The sequence below is a fragment of the Intrasporangium flavum genome (genome assembly GCF_001956915.1).
GTDB classification, from domain to species: Bacteria; Actinomycetota; Actinomycetes; order Actinomycetales; family Dermatophilaceae; genus Monashia; species Monashia flava.
On sequence record NZ_MLJO01000022.1, the window covers coordinates 33,639 to 53,931 of the forward strand.

At 73.8% G+C, this 20,293-nt stretch carries 14 protein-coding genes; 7 read left to right on the forward strand and 7 right to left on the reverse strand.

Annotation, left to right across the window (positions count from 1 at the left end):
* Positions 1-28: 28 nt before the first annotated feature.
* From BIV28_RS15845 to BIV28_RS15875, 7 genes are all read right to left on the reverse strand, one after another.
* Positions 29-2,104, reverse strand: coding sequence for an ATP-binding protein (locus tag BIV28_RS15845; RefSeq protein WP_207556031.1), 2,076 nt, complete (start codon positions 2,102-2,104; stop codon positions 29-31).
* Positions 2,105-2,281: 177 nt separating this feature from the next.
* Positions 2,282-2,665, reverse strand: a complete 384-nt coding sequence (locus tag BIV28_RS15850) for a PNPOx family protein (RefSeq protein WP_076263440.1) — start codon at positions 2,663-2,665, stop codon at positions 2,282-2,284.
* Between the two features lie 62 nt (positions 2,666-2,727).
* Positions 2,728-3,897 (reverse strand): acyl-CoA dehydrogenase family protein, encoded by a 1,170-nt coding sequence (locus tag BIV28_RS15855; protein WP_076263441.1) that lies wholly within the window; start codon positions 3,895-3,897, stop codon positions 2,728-2,730.
* Between the two features lie 48 nt (positions 3,898-3,945).
* Complete coding sequence (locus BIV28_RS15860) at positions 3,946-5,163, reverse strand: acyl-CoA dehydrogenase family protein (protein WP_076263443.1); 1,218 nt, start codon at positions 5,161-5,163, stop codon at positions 3,946-3,948.
* Positions 5,164-5,213: 50 nt separating this feature from the next.
* Positions 5,214-6,296: a phosphotransferase family protein gene (locus BIV28_RS15865; RefSeq protein ID WP_083707413.1), complete on the reverse strand. Its 1,083-nt coding sequence runs from the start codon at positions 6,294-6,296 to the stop codon at positions 5,214-5,216.
* Between the two features lie 3 nt (positions 6,297-6,299).
* Positions 6,300-7,067: a 3-oxoacyl-ACP reductase FabG gene (fabG, locus tag BIV28_RS15870; protein WP_076263445.1), complete on the reverse strand. Its 768-nt coding sequence runs from the start codon at positions 7,065-7,067 to the stop codon at positions 6,300-6,302.
* Entirely contained in the window at positions 7,064-7,879 is an 816-nt protein-coding gene (locus tag BIV28_RS15875) for an SDR family oxidoreductase (protein WP_076263446.1), read from the reverse strand. Before BIV28_RS15875 ends, fabG begins: the two co-directional genes overlap by 4 nt.
* A 102-nt stretch (positions 7,880-7,981) precedes the next feature.
* On the opposite strand from BIV28_RS15875, the gene BIV28_RS15880 reads away from it, so the two are divergent.
* The 7 genes from BIV28_RS15880 (at position 7,982) to BIV28_RS15910 (ending at position 20,292) form a co-directional block, all read left to right on the forward strand.
* Positions 7,982-9,037, forward strand: coding sequence for an alpha/beta hydrolase (locus BIV28_RS15880; protein WP_083707414.1), 1,056 nt, complete (start codon positions 7,982-7,984; stop codon positions 9,035-9,037).
* A 77-nt stretch (positions 9,038-9,114) separates the two neighbouring features.
* A complete protein-coding gene (locus BIV28_RS15885; protein ID WP_076263448.1) occupies positions 9,115-10,671 on the forward strand; it encodes an ATP-dependent DNA ligase in 1,557 nt (518 codons plus the stop codon).
* Positions 10,672-10,831: 160 nt separating this feature from the next.
* Positions 10,832-14,191 carry a glycoside hydrolase domain-containing protein gene (locus tag BIV28_RS15890; RefSeq protein WP_083707415.1) on the forward strand — a complete coding sequence of 1,120 codons (3,360 nt, stop codon included), beginning with the start codon at positions 10,832-10,834 and terminating at the stop codon, positions 14,189-14,191.
* Between the two features lie 145 nt (positions 14,192-14,336).
* The gene (locus BIV28_RS15895) at positions 14,337-16,160 is read left to right on the forward strand and encodes a glycoside hydrolase family 3 protein (RefSeq protein WP_083707416.1); all 1,824 of its coding nucleotides are present in this window, start codon (positions 14,337-14,339) and stop codon (positions 16,158-16,160) included.
* Between the two features lies 1 nt (position 16,161).
* A complete protein-coding gene (locus BIV28_RS15900; protein ID WP_242653082.1) occupies positions 16,162-17,178 on the forward strand; it encodes an endonuclease/exonuclease/phosphatase family protein in 1,017 nt (338 codons plus the stop codon).
* A complete protein-coding gene (locus tag BIV28_RS15905; RefSeq protein ID WP_076263451.1) occupies positions 17,175-18,485 on the forward strand; it encodes an exo-beta-N-acetylmuramidase NamZ family protein in 1,311 nt (436 codons plus the stop codon). The genes BIV28_RS15900 and BIV28_RS15905 overlap by 4 nt, the downstream gene beginning before the upstream one ends.
* A gap of 64 nt (positions 18,486-18,549) precedes the next feature.
* Positions 18,550-20,292 carry a serine hydrolase domain-containing protein gene (locus BIV28_RS15910; RefSeq protein ID WP_076263452.1) on the forward strand — a complete coding sequence of 581 codons (1,743 nt, stop codon included), beginning with the start codon at positions 18,550-18,552 and terminating at the stop codon, positions 20,290-20,292.
* The last annotated feature ends 1 nt before the right edge of the window (position 20,293 follow it).

Here is a 20,293-nt window from a genome sequence, read left to right on the forward strand (position 1 = left end):
AGGTGCCTCCCGGGTGGGCCGTCGCGCGTCACGACGCCGCTCCCACGGGCAGCGCCGGCAGGGTCACCGTGAACGTCGCGCCGGCGCCCGGTGCCGACACGACCTCGATGGTGCCCCCGTGGCCCTCGACGATCGCGCGGACGATGGACAGGCCGAGGCCGGTTCCCTGGATCGCCTGGTCGGTGGCCGTCTTGGACCGGTAGAACCGCCGGAACACCTTCTCGAGGTCGGCCGACGGGATGCCGATGCCGGAGTCGCGCACGACGAGCCGGGCGCACCGGCCGTCGGGCGCGGCCGAGCCGTCGACCCCGTCGGACGCGGTGCGGGCGGGCGCGGCGTGGCCGTTGCCGACCTCGAGCGACACCTCGACGGACCCGCCGTCGGGCGTGAACTTCACGGCGTTGGACAGCAGGTTCATCGTGACCCGCTCGAGCGCGGCCGGGTCGCCCCGCACCCACACCGGCTTGCGGTCGACGTCGATCGACAGGTCGAGGTCGCGGCGTTCGCTCAGCGGCCGCAGGCCGTCCCACGCGTGCGCGACGACGTCGGCGAGGTCGCAGCGACGCAGGTCGAGGTCGAGCTGCCCGGACTCGATGCGCGAGTTGACGAGGAGGTCCTCGATGAGCTCGAGCAGGCGGCGGCCGTTGCGGTCGATGCGCGCCACGAGCTCGCCCTGGCGGCTCGTCAGCTCGCCGGCGGCGCCGTCCTCGAGCATCTCGGTGTAGCCGAGGACGCTCGCGAGCGGGGTGCGCAGCTCGTGGCTGACCGAGGACACGAAGTCGTTCTTCGTCTGGTCGAGGGCGGTCAGCTCCTCGACGACGCGGCGCTCGCGCTCGAGCGCGGCCCGCGACTCCGTGACGTCGACGCCGGTCTTGACGAGGTGGCTGCGGCGACCGAGCTCGTCGGTGAGCCACCGGTTGGACCAGACGATGTTGCGGCGGCGACCCTCGGGGGTGACCCACTCCTGCTCGTCGGTCTCGGGGAAGTCGTGGTCGCGCAGGCCGGCGAACCGGCGCACCAGAGCGTCGCGGCCCTCGGCGATCGGGAAGGTCTGGGCCGCCTCGAGCCCGACGAGCTCGTCCTCGTGCCGGCCGATCCACGACGCCGCGGTGCGGTTGAGCCGGCCGATGCGGCCCTCGGTGTCGACGACGACGATCGCCGTGGCCGCGGTGTCGAGGACGACCGCGGTGAACTGGCCCTCGGTGCGCAGCTCGGCGATGGCCCGGCGCCGCTGCGTCGAGGCGACGGCGAGCGAGAGCGTCGTGATGGCCGCCGTCACGAGGAAGGCCTGGGTGAGCGCGCCGACCGTCTCGGGCCTGACGTCGGCACGGGTGCCGGCGAAGGCGAACGGGCCGCCCCCGGTGCTCGTGCCGTACACCGCGAGGACGCCGACCGTGATGAGCTGCGCGGCCACGGCCCGCAGGCCCTGCCGCGTGGCGGCCCAGGCGAGGGTGGGCAGCGGCAGGAACGCGAGCGGCAGCCCCTGGCCCTGCCGGAACACCCACAGCGTGACCCCGACGACGAGGACCATCTGGGCGACGTCCTCGAGGCCGAAGGCCCGGACCCGGGGCGTCACGACGGCGATGCCGAGCGGGCCGATGACGAGGACCGCCGCGGCGTGCGAGGCGGTGACCGCGTAGGCCGTGGGGAAGAACGTGCTGTGCAGCCCCACCGTGACGACGAGGCCGGCGAGGACCCCGAACGTGAGCGCGCCGGCGAGGGCGGCCGCGAGGAGCCGGAAGAGGTCGTCCATCGAGGCGAGCCGCGGCCTGCGGCCACCGCGCGTCATGAGGCGGTGGACCACGAAGGCCTCGAGGGCGTTGGCCACGCCGAAGGCCGCTGCCACGAGCGGGGGCCGGCCGCCGTAGTAGTTGGCCAGGCCGCTCGCGACGAGGACGCCCGCCACGAACACTGCGGCGCGGCGCCGATCGGGCCCGCTGACGAGCAGGAAGGCGACGGCGAGCCCGGCGGCGGGCCACCACACCGCGACGCTCGAGCCCGGCGGGGCGAACTTGACGGCCGTGGCGCCGAGCACGACGACGCCGAGCAGGACCGCCAGGGCCGTCGCGCCCCAGGCGCGACGGCTCGACAGGAACGTGGTCACCACCGCGTCGCACCGCCCGAGCGCTCGGCGGGGGCACGACCGGAGGACGGTGGTACGCGGAGGTGTCGGTTCGTCTCGCGGGCCACGCCCCATCCTTGCGCACGAGGCTGCGATACCGGGGCAAAACGGACGGAGCGTGCCGCGTGTCGCCCGGTACCCCCGTCGGTGGCCACCGGATCAGGCCGGACGACGCGTCAGGTGCAGGAACCCGCCTGCGGGGTCCTGGCGCGTCAGCACCCTGCGCAGCACCGGTCCGGCGGCCGCGAGGGCGACGTCCTTGCCGACGAACGTCGGGTCGGTGCAGGCCCACTCGCGGCCCTTCCAGCGGATGCTGCAACCGCCGGCGGCGCGGGTGTTGCGCACCCAGTCGGTGCCGCGGCCCCACGGCAGCGCGATGACGAACGCGTCCGGCGTCGTGAGGACGGCGACCGGTACCGCGAACTCGGTGCCGCTGCGGCGACCACGGTGCCGCAGCACCGCCCACAGGGGGAAGAGCCGGTGCCCCGCGGCGCGCACGGCGAAGCGGTTGAACGTCCTGACTCCGGCAGGTGGCTCGGGCACCCGTCCAGCATGCGCCTTTCGTCGCCGCGGCGGGGGCGAGGCCCCCGCCGGATCACGACGCGTCAGCCGAGGTGACCGCGCACCGACGAGTGCCCGCGCAGCAGGTTGCGGGCGATGGTGCGCCGCTGGATCTCGTCGGTGCCCTCGTAGATCCGCAGCAGCCGCAGCTCGCGGTACCAGCGCTCGACCGGCAGCTCGCGGGTGTAGCCCATGCCGCCGTGCATCTGCAGGATGCGGTCGACGATCTCGTTGGCCTTGACGCCGCCGAAGAGCTTGGCCATCGACTGCGACTGCCGCGAGTCGAGGCCACGGTCGACCTGCCAGGCGGCCGTCAGCACGAGCCAGCGAAGGGCCTCGATCTCGACGGCCGAGTCGGCCACCATCCACTGGATCGCCTGGCGGTTCGCGATGGGCTCGCCGAAGGTGACGCGGTTGCGCGCGTGCTCCATGCCCATCTCGACGAGCCGCTCGCAGGACCCGAGGGCGCGGGCGGGCAGCATGTAGCGTCCCTTGCCGATCCAGCGCATCGCCAGCTCGAAGCCCTTCCCCTCCTCGCCGAGGATCGCCGAGTGCGGCACGCGGACGTCGTCGAAGACGAGGGCGGCCGGACCCCACTCGCCCATGGTGTCGATGGGGCGGCTATCCCAGCCGCGGTCCCGGTCGACGAGGAAGCACGTGACGCCGCCGTCGGCGCCCTTCTGCTTGTCCGTCACGGCGAACACCATGACGAAGTCGGCCTCGTGCCCGCCCGTGATGAAGGTCTTCTCCCCCGAGATGACCCACTCGTCGCCCTCGCGGCGCGCACTGGTCCGGATGGCCCGCGCGTCGGAGCCGGCACCCGGTTCGGTGATGGCGAAGCACGACCGACGCGTGCCCTCGATGGTCGGGCGCAGGTAGCGGTCCTGCTGCTCCCGGGTGGCGCTGAAGAGGATGTTGTCGGCCTCACCGGCGAACCGGAAGGGCACGAACGAGCGTCCGAGCTCGATCTCGACGAGCGCCGCCACGACGGCGCCGAGGCCCATCCCGCCGTACTCCTCGGGCGTCTGGATCCCGAAGAACCCGGCGGCTCGCGCCTTGTCCTGCAAGGCCTTCAGCGTGTCGGCGGGCAGGCCGCGCTCGTGGCGGCGCTCGCGCTCGAGCACCTCGGGCTCGAGCGGGAGGATCTCCTTGCGCACGAAGGTGCGGACCCAGTCGCGGATCTCGCGCTCCTCGCCGGTGAGGTCGAAGTCCATGGCGCGTCCTTCCTGTCGATCCGCCGCCCTGCCGGGCGCGCGGGTGGCTCAGTGGGCGTGGCGGCGCAGCTCGGCCTTGGCGAGCGCGTTCTTGTGCACCTCGTCGGGGCCGTCGGCGAAGCGCAGCGTGCGGATGCCGGCGAAGGCGGCGGCCAGCTCGGTGTCCTGGCTCAGGCCGGCCGCGCCGTGTGCCTGGATCGCCTTGTCGAGGATCCACTCGACCGTCTTCGGGGTGGCGATCTTGATGGCCTGGATCTCGGTGTGGGCGCCCTTGTTGCCGACGGTGTCCATGAGCCAGGCCGTCTTGAGCACCAGGAGGCGCAGCTGCTCGATGCGCACGCGCGACTCGGCGATCCAGTCGCGGACGACGCCCTGCTCGGCGAGCGGGCGGCCGAAGGCGACCCGCTCCGAGACCCGTCGGCACATGGCCTCGACGGCGACCTCCGCGAGGCCGATCGAGCGCATGCAGTGGTGGATGCGCCCGGGGCCGAGCCGGGCCTGGGCGATGGCGAAGCCGTCCCCCTCACCCGCGATGAGGTTCGTGGCCGGGACGCGCACGTCGGTGAAGCGCAGCTCGGCGTGACCGCCGTGGTCGTGGTCGTCGTAGCCGAAGACCTCCATGCCGCGCACGACCTCGAGCCCGTGGGTGTCTCGCGGCACGAGGACCATCGACTGCTGCCGGTGCCGCTCTGCCTCGGGGTCGGTCTTGCCCATGACGATGAAGATGCGGCAGTCGGGGTTCATCGCGCCGGTGATCCACCACTTGCGGCCGTTGACGACGTACTCGTCGCCGTCGCGCCGGATCGACAGCTCGATGTTCGTCGCGTCGCTGCTCGCGACGTCGGGCTCGGTCATGGCGAACGCCGAGCGGATCTCGCCGCGCAGGAGGGGCTCGAGCCACTGCGCCTTCTGGGCGTCCGTGCCGAACTGGGCGAGCACCTCCATGTTCCCGGTGTCGGGGGCCGCGCAGTTGAGCACCGCCGGGGCGAGCCGGATGCAGCGGCCGGTGAGCTCGGCGAGCGGCGCGTACTGGAGGTTGGTCAGCCCGGCGCCGTGCTCACCCGGCAGGAAGAGGTTCCACAGCCCCCGCTCGCGCGCCTCGTCGCGCAGCTCACCGAGCACGGGTACCCGGCTCCAGGCCCAGCGGTTGTCGCCCCCGGCCACCTGCGCGTCGAACTCCGGCAGCGCCGGCACGACGCGGTCGGCGAGGAACGTGCGGAGGTCGGCGAGCAGCTGCTCGGTCCGGTCGTCGTGGGCGAAGTCCATCGGGTCCTCCTGGCGGCGGCGGGGGCCGGTTCGGTTGCGGTGCGGCCCGTTCAGGCCCGGTCGAGCGCCCGCAGCCCGGCTGCCACGAGCGGTGCGGTGGCCTCGCCGATGCGCGAGAAGCCCTCGCCGACGGTCTGGCCCTTCGAGTAGCGGTAGTGGATCCCCTCGAGGATCACGGCGAGCTTGAAGTAGGCGAGCCCGAGGTGGAACGAGAGACTCGACAGGTCGCGGCCGCTGCGCTCGCCGTAGCGGGCGAGCAGCTCTGCGCCGGAAGGGAACCCGGGCGCGCGAGAGACGTCGCTGACCGCGTTGCCGCCGACGATCTCCGGCAGGCTCTGGTAGGCCTCGAGGAGTGCGACGTCGGTGAGAGGGTCGCCGAGCGTGGCCATCTCCCAGTCGAGCACGGCCGTGACACCGTCGCGGTCGTCGACGAGGAGGTTGTCGAGCCGGAAGTCGCCGTGCACGACGGCCGGCGCACCGGAGTGGGGCACCGACGCGGCGAGCCGGGCGTGCAGGTCGTCGATGCCGGGCAGCTCGCGGCTGCGGGAGGCGTCGAGCTGCTGCTTCCACCGGCGCACCTGACGCTCGAGGAAGCCCTCGGGCCGGCCGAAGTCGCCGAGCCCGACGGCGTCCGGGTCGACACCGTGCAGGTCGACGAGCGTGTCGATCATCCGCTCGGCGACGGCCCGGGTGCGTTGCGCGCCAAGGACGTCCAGCTGTGCGGCCGACCGGTAGGGCGTGCCGCCGACGTGCTCCATGACGTAGAACGGCGCCCCCAGGACGTCGTCGGTGGCACATACGGCGTAGGTGTCCGGCACCGGCACCGGGGTGTCGCGCAGCGCGGTGATGACCCGGTGCTCGCGCACCATGTCGTGCGCCGTCGCGAGCACGTGGCCGAGCGGCGGACGGCGCACCACTACGGTGCGGACGCCGTCGCCGACGACGTAGGTGAGGTTGGACTTGCCGCCCGCGACGACGCGTCCCGTGAGCGGCCCACTGAGCAGGCCCGGCGCCTCCCGGTCGAGGAACGACCGCAGCGCCTCGAGCGGCAGGCCCGGCGGGTCGGTGGGGTGCGAGGTGTCCGCGGCGGCATCGTCGCCGCGTTCGTGCGGGCCGCGGGCGGCGTCGGTCACGCGTCAGTCCTTCGGGCCGCCGGCCACGTAGACGACCTGGCCGGAGACGAACCCGGCGCCCTCGCTGACGAGGAACGAGGCCGTGGCGGCGATGTCCTCGGGCTGGCCGACGCGGGCGACGGGGATCTCCTTGGCGGCGCCCTCGAGGAACTGCTCGAAGGTGATGCCCATGCGCTCGGCCGTCTGGCGCGTCATGTCGGTGGCGATGAAGCCCGGCGCGATGGCGTTGGCGGTGACACCGAACTTGCCGAGCTCGATGGCGAGGGTCTTGGTGAAGCCCTGCAGGCCGGCCTTGGCGGCCGAGTAGTTGGCCTGGCCGCGGTTGCCGAGGGCCGAGGTCGAGCTGAGGTTGACGATGCGGCCCCACTTGGCGTCGATCATGTGCTTCTGCGCGGCGCGCGTCATGAGGAAGGACCCGCGCAGGTGGACGTTCATGACGGCGTCCCAGTCGTCGGCGGTCATCTTGAAGAGCATGTTGTCGCGGATGATGCCGGCGTTGTTGACGAGCACCATGGGCGCACCGAGCTCGGTGGCGACGCGCTCGACGGCCGCGGCGACCCCGGCCTCGTCGGACACGTCGACGCCGACCGCCAGGCCTCGCCCGCCGGCCGCCGCGATCTCGGACACCACTGCGGCACAAGCGGACTCGTCGAGGTCGAGGACCGCGACGGCGAATCCGTCGGCGGCGAGCCGCCTGGCGACGGCGGCACCGATGCCGCGGGCGGCGCCCGTGACGATGGCGGTGCGCGTGGTGGTGGGCTGCTCGGTCATGCGTTCTCCTGCTTCGGGGTGGGCTGGGCGTTCGGGTCGGACGGGTCTGTCGCCTGCTCGAGCTTCTGCTGGAGCCGGTTCATGCCGGCGAGCCACGCGTCGGGGTGGCTCACGCGCTGCACGTGGTACTCGGCGACCTCGGGGTGCGGCAGCACGAGGAAGCTGCCCGACGCCATCGCCTCCCAGAGCGCGTCGGCCACCTGCTCGGGCGTCACGACGCGCTCGCGGGTCAGCAGCTCGCGCAGCGCCCCGGCGTCGGCGAGCATCCGCGTGTCGACGCCCTGGGGGCAGATGGCGTGCACCGTGACACCGCGGTGCCGGTAGGTGGCGTCGAGCCACTCGGCGAACGCGACGGCGGCGTGCTTGGTCACCGAGTAGGGGGCATCGCCGAGCATCGTCAGCAGCCCGGCGGCCGAGGCGGTCACGACGAACCGGCCCGGCACCCCGGCCTCGAGCCACCGTGGCACGAGCTCGCGCGCCGCCCGCACGTGGGCGAGGACGTTGACGTCGAGCGCGCGGGCCCAGACGGCGTCGGAGGCCTCGAGCCCCAGGCCGGTGCCGATGCCCGCGTTGGCGACGAAGAGGTCGATGCGGCCGAGGTGGCCGAACGCGCCCTCGACGAGGGCGCGGTTGCCGGCATCGGTCGACACGTCGGCGACGAGGGGGCAGGCGGCGACCTCGCGGGCCACCTGCTCGAGGGCGTCGGCGTCGCGGTCGGAGATGACGACGTGCCAGCCCTCGTCGACGAGGCGCTGCGCGATGGCACGGCCGATCCCCCGGGCGGCCCCGGTGACGACTGCGGTGTCGGGCATGACGGCTCCTCGCGACGAACTAAGCGCTTGCTTACCTTGGCCACTCGACGGGGTCCGCGTCAAGTGTCCTGCGCGCCCGGACGTCGCGGGTAGGTTCGGGCCATGGGTGGACGCTCGGGGCTCAGGGCAGGCAGGAGGCGCAGGGCGCGCCGGTTCGGGCTCGTCGCCGGGACCGTCGCCGGAACCGTCGTCGGGACCGTCGTCGCGGCGGGCGCGGCGGTGGCGGTCGCGAGCCGGGTCTCCCCCTGGCCGTCGGTGCTCGTCATCCGGGCCCTCTTCGACGCGGGCGCGCGCCGGGCCGACGCGGCGCTCGCGGCGCACGCCCCGACCGGTCTGACCGAGCTGCGGGACGAGCCCTACCTGGCCGGCGAGCCCGACGCCCGGCTCGACGTCTACCGCCCGGCCGACGCGTCCGGCCCCCTGCCGACCGTCGTGTGGGTGCACGGCGGGGCGTTCGTCTCCGGCAGCAAGGACCTCATCGCGGGCTACCTGAGGGTGCTTGCCGCACAAGGCTTCACGGTCGTCGGCGTCGACTACTCGATCGCCCCGGAGGCCCGCTACCCGACGCCGGTGCGACAGACGGCCGCGGCGCTCGACCACGTGCTACGCGAGGCCGACCGCCTCGGGGTCGACGCGTCGCGGGTCGTACTCGCCGGCGACTCGGCCGGCTCGCACGTGGCGGCGCAGGTCGCCTGCCTGGCGACCGACGCGGACTACGCCGAGGCCGTCGGCCTCCGGACCGCCCTGCCGGCCGACCACCTCCGCGGGCTGCTCCTCTTCTGCGGCGCCTTCGACTTCGACCTCGCCCGCGGGTCGACGCCGCTCGGCTCGTGGCTGGTGCGGACCGCGCTGTGGGCCTACTCCGGGCGGCGCGACGCGAGCGCCGACCCGTCGTTCATGCTCGGGTCGGTGCCGCAGCACGTCGGCCCGGGGTTCCCGCCGGCGTTCGTGTCGGCCGGCAACGCCGACCCGCTCCTGCCCCACTCGCTCGGCCTCGTCGCGACGCTCGAGCGGCTCGGCCTCGACGTCGAGACGCTCTTCTTCCCCGAGGACCACGAGCCGCGCCTGGCCCACGAGTACCAGTTCGACCTCGACGGGGACGCCGGGCGCCTGGCCCTGGAGCGGGCCGTCGCCTTCCTGCGCCGCGTCACCGCCTGACGCGCCACCCCCCCCCGCCCGACGCGGGTGCCCGCGCGCCGCTGGCCGGTGTCGGCGGCGCGGGGCAGGATCGGGGCATGCTCCTGTCCGACGTCGTCGACACCTCGCACGCCGTCGCGGCCACGTCGTCGCGCACCGCCAAGGTCGAGGCCCTCGCCGCCTGCCTGTCCCGCGCCGCGCTCGACGGCCCCGACACCGTCGAGGTGGTGGCCGCGCACCTGTCGGGGGTGCTCCCGCAGCGCCGCATCGGCGTCAGCTGGCGTGGGTTGCGGTCGCTGCCCGACCCCGCCGACGAGCCGACGCTCACGGTCGCCGACGTTCACGCCGCCGCCACCGCCATGGCCGGCCTCGGCGGGTCCGGCTCCGCCGCGAGCCGATCGGCCGCCGTCACCGAGCTCTTCGCCCGCGCCACCGCCGACGAGCAGCGCTGGCTGCGCGGGCTCATCACCGGCGAGACGCGTCAGGGCGCGGGCGACGGCGTCATGCTGCAGGCCGTCGCGAAGGCCGCCGCCGTGCCCGACGCCGCGGTGCGCCGGGCGGTCATGCTCGCCGGGTTCACCGGGCCCGTCGCGCGGGCGGCCCTCGACGGCGGGGTGGGGGCCCTCGAGGCGATCACGCTCGAGGTGGGGCGGCCGTTGCGGCCGATGCTCGCCGGGTCGGCCCCCGACGTCCCGGCGGCCCTCGAGACCCTCGGCGGCGAGGTCGTCGTCGAGACCAAGCTCGACGGCATCCGGCTGCAGGCCCACGTCGACCACCGCTCCACGCCGGGCACCGTGCGCCTCTTCACCCGCACGCTCGAGGAGGTCACCGACCGGATGCCCGAGATCACCGAGGCGCTGTCGGGCCTCGACGTCGACACCGCGGTGCTCGACGGCGAGGTCATCGCGCTCGGCGAGGGCGGGCGACCCCAGCCGTTCCAGGTCACCGGGGCGCGCACCGCGAGCACCGCCGACGTCGAGCGGCTGCGCGCCGAGGTGCCGCTGACGCCGTACTTCTTCGACCTGCTGCACCTCGACGGCCGAGACCTGCTCGACGAGCCGGCCCGCGAGCGCTGGTCGGCGCTCGCTGCCACCGTGCCACCGGCGTGGCTCGTGCCACGCCTCGCGACCGACGACGCCGGCGCCGCGTCGGGCTTCTTCACCGACCTCGTCGCCGCGGGGCACGAGGGCGTCGTCGTCAAGGACCCCGAGCTGCCCTACGCGGCCGGCCGTCGCGGGCCGGGCTGGGTCAAGGTCAAGCCGCGGCACACCCTCGACCTCGTCGTCCTCGCCGTCGAGTGGGGCAGCGGCCGACGCCGTGGCTGGCTGTCCAACATCCACCTCGGGGCCCGCGACGCCGACACCGGCGAGCTCGTCATGCTCGGCAAGACCTTCAAGGGGATGACCGACGAGATGCTCGCGTGGCAGACGCAGCGGTTCCGCGAGCTCGCCGTCGAGGACCCCGACGCGAGCGAGTGGGTCGTGCACCTGCGGCCCGAGCAGGTCGTCGAGATCGCCTTCGACGGCGTCCAGCGCTCGAGCCGCTACCCCGGCGGGATGGCGCTGCGGTTCGCCCGGGTGCTGCGCTACCGCGACGACAAGCGCGTCGAGGAGGTCGACACCGTGCAGACAGTGCGCTCGCTCGCCGGGTGGTGAGGCTGCAGGTCCATGCAGTACGCCCCTCTTTGTGATCTTTTGCGCAGGTTGCGCAGGTAGCCTCGGTGGCGCAGGTGGTCGGGGCCCCCTGCGTCCACGACAGATCCACGGGTGCACGCGGCAGGCCGCGCGGCCCCGTGGCGGCGAAGGGTCCGGCTTCATGCGTTCTCCAGGGGTGGGCCGCCTGCGGCCGACGACGTCCGTCCTCCTCTCGACCGGCCTCGCGGCCGCGCTCGTCCTGGCCCCGAGCGGTGTGGCCGACGCAGCCGGTCAGGCAGCCACAGCGCCCGCAGCCCCACCCACCACGTCGGCCGCCACGTCGGCCAGCACGCCGGCCGCCGCGTCGGTCGCGACGCCGGCCACGGCGCAGCGGGAGGTCTCCTACCGCGGGGTGCACCTGACGGTCCCCGCCGGCTGGCAGGTCGTCGACCTCGACGCCGACCCCACCCGGTGCGTCCGGCTCGACGTCAAGGCGGTGTACGTCGGGCAGCCGGCCGCGCAGCAGGACTGCCCGGCCCACCTCGTCGGCCGCTCCGACACCCTCTGGCTGCACCCGACGACGGCCGGGGACACCCGCTCGACCTCGTCCCGCCAGACGCGCGTCGGTTCGCTGCCCGCCCACACGGCCCGCAACCCCGAGGGGCGCACCAAGCTCGTGCGGTTCGCGACGCCCGGCGTCACCGTCGATGCCGCCTGGGCCGGCGACGAGGCCACCGTCGACGACGTCCTGTCCACGGCGCGCGCGACGAGCACGACCGGGACCACCGGCACGACCGGTACGACGGCCGGGACCACGGCTGGGACCGGCTCCCCTGCCGTCAGCCGGGCTGACGCTCGCCGGTCACTCGCCCCCACCAGCGCAACCGCCACCGCGACGACGAGCGCGACCGCGGCGACCACGGCGACCATGGCGACCACGGCCGGCACGGGAGTCTCGAACGGCTTCCGGGGCATGGGCTTCGACACGTGCGCCGCGCCCGCGCTGACGACGATGCAGAAGTGGTACGCCTCCTCGCCCTACCGGGCCATGGGCATCTACATCGGCGGGTCGATGCGCGCCTGCGGCGACGGCAACCTCTCGGCGTCGTGGGTGAGCCAGGTGGCGGGGATGGGCTGGGGCCTCATGCCGATCTACGTCGACCTGCAGGCCCCGTGCGTCAACCAGCCGGGGTTGGCGAAGATCGACCCGACCAAGGCGGCCGCACAGGGCACCACGGCCGCCGACGACGCCGTCGCCCGCGCCCAGGCCTTCGGGCTCGGCGCAGGGACGCCCGTCTACTACGACATGGAGGCGTACGGCTCCAGCGACCCGACGACGGCCGCGTCCTGCCGCCAGACCGTCCTGACGTTCCTCACCGCCTGGACCACCGAGCTGCACCGCCTCGGCTACAGGTCCGGCGTCTACGGCAGCACGTCCTCCGTCATGGTCGACCTGTCGGACGCCTACGGCACGAGCGGCTTCACCCCGCCGGACGACGTGTGGTTCGCCCGATGGAACGGGCTGCAGACGCTCTCGGACTCCGCCGCCTACCCGGCGTTCAAGGACTCCTACTGGGCGTCCGGCCAGCGGATCCACCAGTACCAGCTCACCACCGAGACCTGGGGTGGGGTCAAGCTCGACATCGACGCGAACTGGGTCGGCGGCCACGTCATCGGCACCCCGGTCCCGGTCGACTACGGCACACGCGTCTACGGGCCCGGCAGCACGTCCTTCGTCTTCACCGGGAGGATGGACTACTGGCACTCGATGGCACCCAAGGGCGTCCGGAGCCGGGCGTACTACACGTACGCCAACGGGTCGCAGGAGTCGAACGGGGCCACCTGGTCGCCGGTGCTGCCCCAGGGCTTCTACTCCGTCAGCGCCTCGGTCCCGGCAGCGACCTCGCCGGCTCGCGCCACCTACACCGTCACCGACGCCAACGGCTCCCGGACGCAGACCCTCGCCCAGCCCGCCGCCGGCGGGACGCTGGCGCTCGGCACGTACTCCGCGGTGTCCGGCCGCTCGGTCAGCGTGCACCTCGGCGACAACGACACGAGCCCGACCCCCAGCCCCACCACCGCGACCGTCGCCGTCGACGCCATGACCTTCCAGCTCGTGGCCACGGCGCCTGCCGCGCCGGGCTCGGTCTCGGCCGTGCCGGGCGACGGGCAGGCGACGGTCCGGTGGGCCGCCGCCACCGACAACGGCAACCCGGTCACGGGCTACACGGTCACGGCGTCCCCGGGCGGCGCGAAGGTCACGACGAACGGGTCGGCACGGTCCGCCGTCGTGCCGGGTCTGACCAACGGCACCGCGTACACGTTCACGGTCACGGCGACGAACGCGGTCGGCACCGGCCCGGCTTCGACGCGCACGCCGGCCGTGACGCCCCTGCCGCACGGCCACCTCGTCCCCGTCGCCCCGGCGCGGCTGCTCGACACCCGCGTCGGCACGACGAGCAACCCCGTGAAGACGGCGCTCGCGCCGAACGCGGCGCTGACGGTGCGGGTGGCCGGCGTGACCGGCTCGCCCGTGCCCGCGGGGGCGCCCGCGGCGGCGGTCAACCTCACGGTCACCTCGCCGAGCGCGGCGGGCTTCCTCAGCGTCGACGCCACGAGCTCGGGGGGCTCGTCGACGACGAACTTCGTCCGCGGCCAGACCGTCGCCAACCTCGTCATCACCCGACTCACCGGCAGCGGCACGATGACGATCGTCAACCACTCCACCGGCACCGTCCAGGTCGTCGCCGACGTCGAGGGCTACCTCAGCGCCGCGGGCACCCTGCGCCAGTGGGTCTCCCCCGCGCCGACGCGCCTGCTCGACACCCGCATCGGCACGACGAGCAACCCCGTGAAGACGGCGCTCGCGCCGAACGCGGCGCTGACGGTGCGGGTGGCCGGCGTCAGCGGGTCCCCCGTGCCCGCCGGGGCCGTCGCGGCGGGGCTCAACCTCACGGTCACGTCGCCGAGGGCCGCAGGGTTCCTCAGCGTCGACGCCACGGCCGGCGGCGGCACGTCGACGACGAACTTCGTCAAGGGCCAGACCGTCGCCAACCTCGTCATCACCCGACTCACCGGCAGCGGCACGATGACGATCGTCAACCACTCGGCGGGCACGGTCCAGGTCGTCGCCGACGTCGAGGGCTACCTCGCGGCGACCGGCACCTCGAACCAGTGGGTGACCACGACGCCGGTGCGACTCGTCGACACCCGCACCGGCACGCCGAGCAACCCCGTGAAGACCGCCCTGGCGGCCAACGCCGCCCTCAAGGTCCGGGTGGCCGGCGTGACCGGCTCGCCCGTTCCGGCCGGCGCCACGGTCGCGGTGCTCAACCTCACCGTCGCCTCGCCGCAGAAGCCGGGCTTCCTCACCGCCGACGCGTCCGCGAACGGCGGCACGTCGACGGCGAACTTCACGACGGGCCAGGTCGTCGCCAACCTCGTCCTGACCCGCCTCGCCGCCGACGGCATGGCGACGATCGTCAACCACTCGGCGGGCACCGTGACCGTCGTCGTCGACGCGCAGGGCTACCTGCACTGACCCACGGCCGGACCCGGACAGGGCGGCGTCGACCGGACAGGCTTCCGGACGGCGTCGCCCTATCTGTTGCCGACGTCACACTCCGTAGGTAAGTTCCGCCCTGACAGCAGAACGCGTGAATTGTTCACATTCCTTCGGAGGCACCATGTCCATGTCAGAGCTGTCCCGCCGTACCGTCCTCGCCGGTGGCCTCGCGGTCGCCGCGGCCGGCACCGTCGCCGGCCAGGCCCGCGCCGCCACCGCCCCCGGGGCGGCTGCCGCCGCCACGGCGGGCGAGGAGGGCTGGATCACCTCGACGCTGAGCCGGATGACCCTCGAGGAGAAGGTCGGCCAGCTGTTCATCCAGAACGTCTACGGCAAGGACGCCACGACCCCCGACCAGCGCAACGTGCCGCTCTACGGCGTCGCGAGCCCGGCCGAGGTCGTGCGCAAGTACCACCTCGGCGGCGTCATCTACTTCGCGTGGACCGACAGCGTGCAGAACCCCGACCAGATCGTCGGCCTCTCCAACGGCCTGCAGAAGGCCGCGCTCGAGCAGTCGACCAAGGCGAAGGTGCCGCTCCAGATCGCCATCGACCAGGAGCAGGGCGTCGTCACCCGCATCGGCCCGCCCGCCACCCAGTTCCCCGGCTCGATGGCCCTCGGGGCCGGTCGCAGCGCCCCCGACGCCCGCACCGCCGCGGCGATCACCGGCCAGGAGCTGCTGGCCATGGGCGTCAACACGAATTTCGCGCCGGTCTGCGACGTCAACGTCAACGCGCTCAACCCGGTCATCGGCACCCGGTCGTTCTCCTCGCACCCCGACCTCGCCGCCGAGCTCGTCGCCGCGCAGGTGGCCGGCTACCAGCGCGACGCCGGGATCTCGTCCTCGGCGAAGCACTTCCCCGGCCACGGTGACACCGCCACCGACAGCCACGTCGCCTTCCCGATCATCACGCACACGCGTGCCCAGTGGGAGAGCATCGACGCCCCGCCGTTCAAGGCCGCGATCCGCGAGGGGATCGACATGATCATGACGGCCCACCTCGCGTTCCCGGCGCTCGACGACTCCGGCGACCCGGCGACGCTGAGCCACCCGATCCTCACCGGCGTGCTGCGCGACGAGCTCGGCTACGACGGCGTCATCGTCACCGACTCCCTCGGCATGCAGGGCGTGCGCGACAAGTACGGCGACGCCGAGGTGCCGGTGCGGGCGCTGCTCGCGGGCGCCGACCAGCTGCTCATGAGCCCCGCCATGGACGAGGCGTACGCCGCCGTCGTCGCGGCCGTGCGCAGCCACCGCATCCACCCGTCCGACCTCGACGCCAAGGTGCGCCGCGTCCTGCGCCTGAAGTACCGCCGCGGTGTCGCCACCCAGCCCTACGCCGACCCGGCGGGCGTCGCCGGGGTCGTGGGCACGCCCGCCCACCTGGCCGCCGCCGACGAGGTCACCGACCGCACCACGACGCTCGTGAAGAACGACGCCGGGGTCCTGCCAGTGGCCGCGGCCGGCAAGAAGGTGCTCGTCACGGGCTACGGCGTCTCCACGACCTCGACCCTCGCCGCGGGCCTGGCCGACAAGGGCGCCACGGTGCAGACCCTCGAGACCGGCACCTCCCCGACCGACGCCAAGGTGGCCTCGGCGGTCGCCGCGGCGGCCGGCAAGGACCTCGTCGTCGTCACGACGATGAAGGCCTGGGACGCCGCGACCACCGATACCCGCGGGGGGCAGCAGAAGCTCGTCCGCCAGCTCATCGCCTCGGGTGTCCCGGTCGTCGTCGTGGCGGTGCGCGACCCCTACGACATCGCCTACGTCACCGAGGCCCAGACCTACCTCGCGACCTACTCCTACAGCCCGGTCGCCATCGAGGCGGCGGCTCGGGTCATCACCGGCGAGGTCGCGCCGACGGCGAAGCTGCCCGTCGACATCCCGGTCAAGGGCGACCCGTCGACGCCGCTCTACCCGTTCGGCCACGGCCTCACCTACTGACGTGCGCACCCTGCCGACCGTCAGGACCCACCGGCCGCGTCGAACCCTCCGGACCCACCGGACCCACCGGACCCTCGGCACCGCGCTGGCGGTGGCGGCCCTCGCCGCCACCGCCCTCGCGGCGGGGCCCGCCCACGCCGGGCCGTCGTCCGACGCGGCCGCCACCACCGCCACCACCACCGCCACCACCGCGGTGCCCCCGGTCACCGCACGCGTCGCCACGTACAACATCCACGCCGGCGCCGGTACCGACAACGTCTACGACCTCGACCGCACCGCCGCCGCGATCCGCGCGCTCGACGCCGATGTCGTCGGTATCGAGGAGGCCGACGTCCACTGGGGCGACCGGTCGCGCTGGGAGGACACCGTCGCCGAGCTCGGGCGACGCCTCGGGATGCGCACGGCCTTCGCCCCGATCTACAGCCTCGACCCGCCCGCTCCCGGGCAGCCGCGGCGCGAGTTCGGTGTCGCCCTGCTGTCCCGGTTCCCGCTCGTGTCGGTCGAGAACCACGACCTGACGCGCCTGTCCACGCAGGACCCGAACCCGGTGCCCGCCCCGGCGCCGGGCTTCCTCGAGGCGGTCGTGCAGGCCGGCGGGGCGCGCACGCACGTGTACGTCACCCACCTCGACTACCGGGGCGACCCGTCGGTGCGCCGCCTGCAGGTGGCCGACACGCTGCGCATCCTCGACGAGGACCCCGCGGGAGCGAGCCAGGTGCTCCTCGGCGACCTCAACGCCGAGGCGTCAGCCCCTGAGCTCGCGCCGCTCTGGACGCGCCTGCGCGACGCCTGGGCCGTGGCCCCGGTCCGCGACGGCGAGCCCGGCCTCAGCTACCCCGCAATCGGCCCGACCAAGCGCATCGACGTCGTGTCGGTCTCCGCCGGCGTCGAGGTGCTCGACGCCTCCACCCAGCACGACCCCGAGCTGGTGCCCGCCAGCGACCACCGCGCCGTCGTCGCCACGGTGCGCCTGCCCGTGCCGTCCCACCTGCCAGAAGGATCGGAGAACTCACGATGACCCGTCTCAACCGCCGCCAGCTGCTCACCGCCGGAGCGCTCGGCGCCATCGCCCTGCCGGCGACCGCCGCGGGCTCCCTTGCAGCACAGCCGTCCTCGACCAACTTCCCGGCCAATCCCGTCACCCCGGGCGCCGACCGCGCCGCCGCGTCGGGATGGTCGGTGCTGAGCGGCCAGAAGGTCGGCGTCATCACCAACCCGACCGGCATCCTGACCAACCTGCGCACCATCGTCGACGAGATGCACGAGTCCGGTGCCGTCGACGTCGTCGGCGTCTTCGGACCGGAGCACGGCTTCCGCGGCACCGCCCAGGCCGGCAGCTCCGAGGGCACCCACACCGACCCGCGCACCGGCATCACCGTCTACGACGCGTACGGCGCCACGGTCACCAAGCTGACCTCGATGTTCCGCACCGCCGGCGTCGAGACCGTCGTCTTCGACATCCAGGACGTCGGCGCCAGGTTCTACACCTACATCTGGACCATGTACACGGCGATGCGCGCGGCCGTCGCGGTCGGGGCGCGGTTCGTCGTGCTCGACCGGCCGAACCCGGTCGGCGGCACCGCCCGCGGCCCGATGATGACGACGGCCTACACCTCGGGCGTCGGGGCCAAGGAGATCGTCCAGGCGCACGGCATGACGGTCGGCGAGCTGGCCCGCTTCTTCGACGCCGAGTTCCTGCCCGCCGACGCCGGCGGCCGCCTGCGCGACCTCACCGTCGTCGAGCTCAAGGGCTGGCGGCGCGACGTGCCGTTCGCCGCCACGGGACTGCCGTGGGTCATGCCGAGCCCGAACATGCCGACGCCCGACACCGCGCTCGTCTACCCGGGCACGTGCCTCTTCGAGGGCACCAACCTCTCGGAGGGGCGCGGCACGACGCGGCCGTTCGAGCTGCTCGGGGCGCCCTTCGTCGACCACCGCTGGGCCGAGCGCGTCGCCGCCCGTGGCCTGCCCGGCGTCGGCGTCCGCGAGGCCTACTTCACCCCGACGTTCAGCAAGCACACCGGCGCCGTCTGCGGCGGCATCCAGCTGCACGTCACCGACGCGTCGGACTTCGACCCGATCCGCACGACCGTCGAGATGCTCGTCGCGCTCAAGGCCCTCTACCCCGACTTCGCCTGGCGCTACGACTCCTACGACCCGCAGCGGCCGTACTGGGTCGACAAGCTGACCGGCTCGCCGCGGCTGCGCACGCAGGTCGACGCCGGCGCCTCGGCGGACGAGGTCGTCGGTGCGTGGCGCGAGGAGCTGGCGGCCTTCGACGCCCGACGCCGCCAGTACCTCATCTACGGCGGTCCGGCGGCCTGACGCAGGCCTCCCGACCATCCCGCCTGCTGCCCACCGGACCACCACCGGACAATCAAGGAGTGACATGCGCCTGCGCACCCTCGTCGCCGCACCCGTCGCCGCCATCGGCGCCGTCGCCCTCGCGAGCACGCTCGTGACCGCGAGCCCGGCCACGGCCGACGACTTCAGCAAGCCCGACCGCGGCTTCGCCCCGCCCAACACCGTCCTGGCCGACGCCACGCCGCAGAGCCTCGGGCTCGACCCGACTCCCATCGCCGAGTCCGTCGCGCAGATCCACGCCCACGAGCAGCCGGACGCGTCGGGGCACCCGCTCTTCGCCGGCGCGGTCGGGATCATGGGCCACGAGGGGAAGATCGTCCAGCGCGACGCGTCGGGCTGGGCCCTGCGCTACGCGAACGCGACCACCGAGCTGCCGCGCGAGCAGTGGGTGCCGATGCGCACCGACACGATCTTCGACCTCGCGTCGGTCTCCAAGCTGTTCACCTCGCTCGCCGTCGTCCAGCTCGTCGAGGAGGGCAAGGTCGCGCTCGAGGAGCCGGTGGCCACCTACCTGCCCGAGTTCGCCGCGAACGGCAAGCAGTCGGTCACGGTGCGCCAGCTGCTGACCCACACCTCGGGCTTCACCTCGTGGCTGCCGCTGTGGAGCAAGTACCCCGACAAGGCCTCGCGGATCAAGGCCGTCATGGACCAGCCGCTGACCAACCCACCGGGCAGCACCTACCTCTACAGCGACCTCAACCTCATCACCCTCGGCGTCATGGTCGAGAAGCTGCGCGGCGCCCCGCTCGACCAGGTCGTCCACGACCGCATCACCGCGCCGCTCGGCATGGAGGACACCGGCTACAACCCGGCCGACAAGGAGCGCACCGCCGCCACCGAGTACCAGTCGGCGCCGCCCCGTGGCCTCGTGTGGGGCTCGGTGCACGACGAGAACGCGTGGTCGCTCGGCGGCGTCGCGGGCCACGCCGGGGTCTTCTCGACCGTCGACGACCTCGCCCGGCTCTCGCAGGCCCTGCTCAACGGCGGCACCTACGAAGGGCACCGCATCCTGTCGCGCAAGAGCGTCGAGTCGCTCATCACGAACTTCAACGGCGACTTCCCGGGCGACGACCACGGCCTCGGCTTCGAGCTGAACCAGCGGTGGTACATGGACGCCCTGTCGGGTCCGCGCACCGCCGGCCACACCGGCTACACCGGCACCTCGATCGTCATCGACTTCACGAGCCGCTCGTTCGCGATCCTCCTGACCAACCGGGTCCACCCGTCCCGCAACTGGGGCTCGGTCAACGGCGCCCGGCGCGAGTGGGCGCACGGGCTCGCGGCGTCGATGGGCATCCGGCCGAAGCACGGCGACACCGCCTGGTTCACCGGGGGCCAGAACGCGACGACCTCGACGCTGACGACCCAGCCGCTGCCCGTCCCGGCGGCGGGGGCCCGCCTCGGCTTCGACCTGTTCCTCGACACCGAGGAGACCGACCTGCTCCACCTCGAACGCTCGACCGACGGCGGCGCCACCTGGACGCCGGTCGCCTTCGAGCTGCGCGACCGCGGCACGACGGTGACGGCCGACGGCGTCGTGTCCGGCTCGGGCACCCGGCGCTGGGTCCAGGCCCGGGCCGACCTGCCGTCGGGCACCCAGCTCGTGCGGTGGCGGCACGTCACCGACGGCGGCTACCTCGGGCGCGGCGTCGCCGTCGACGACATCGAGGTCGCCGGCCCGGGCGGCATCCTGCTCGACGGGGAGAAGACGCCCGGCGCGTTGACCCCCGACGGGTGGGCGCTCCGCGGCCGCGAGACCGTAGCGTAGG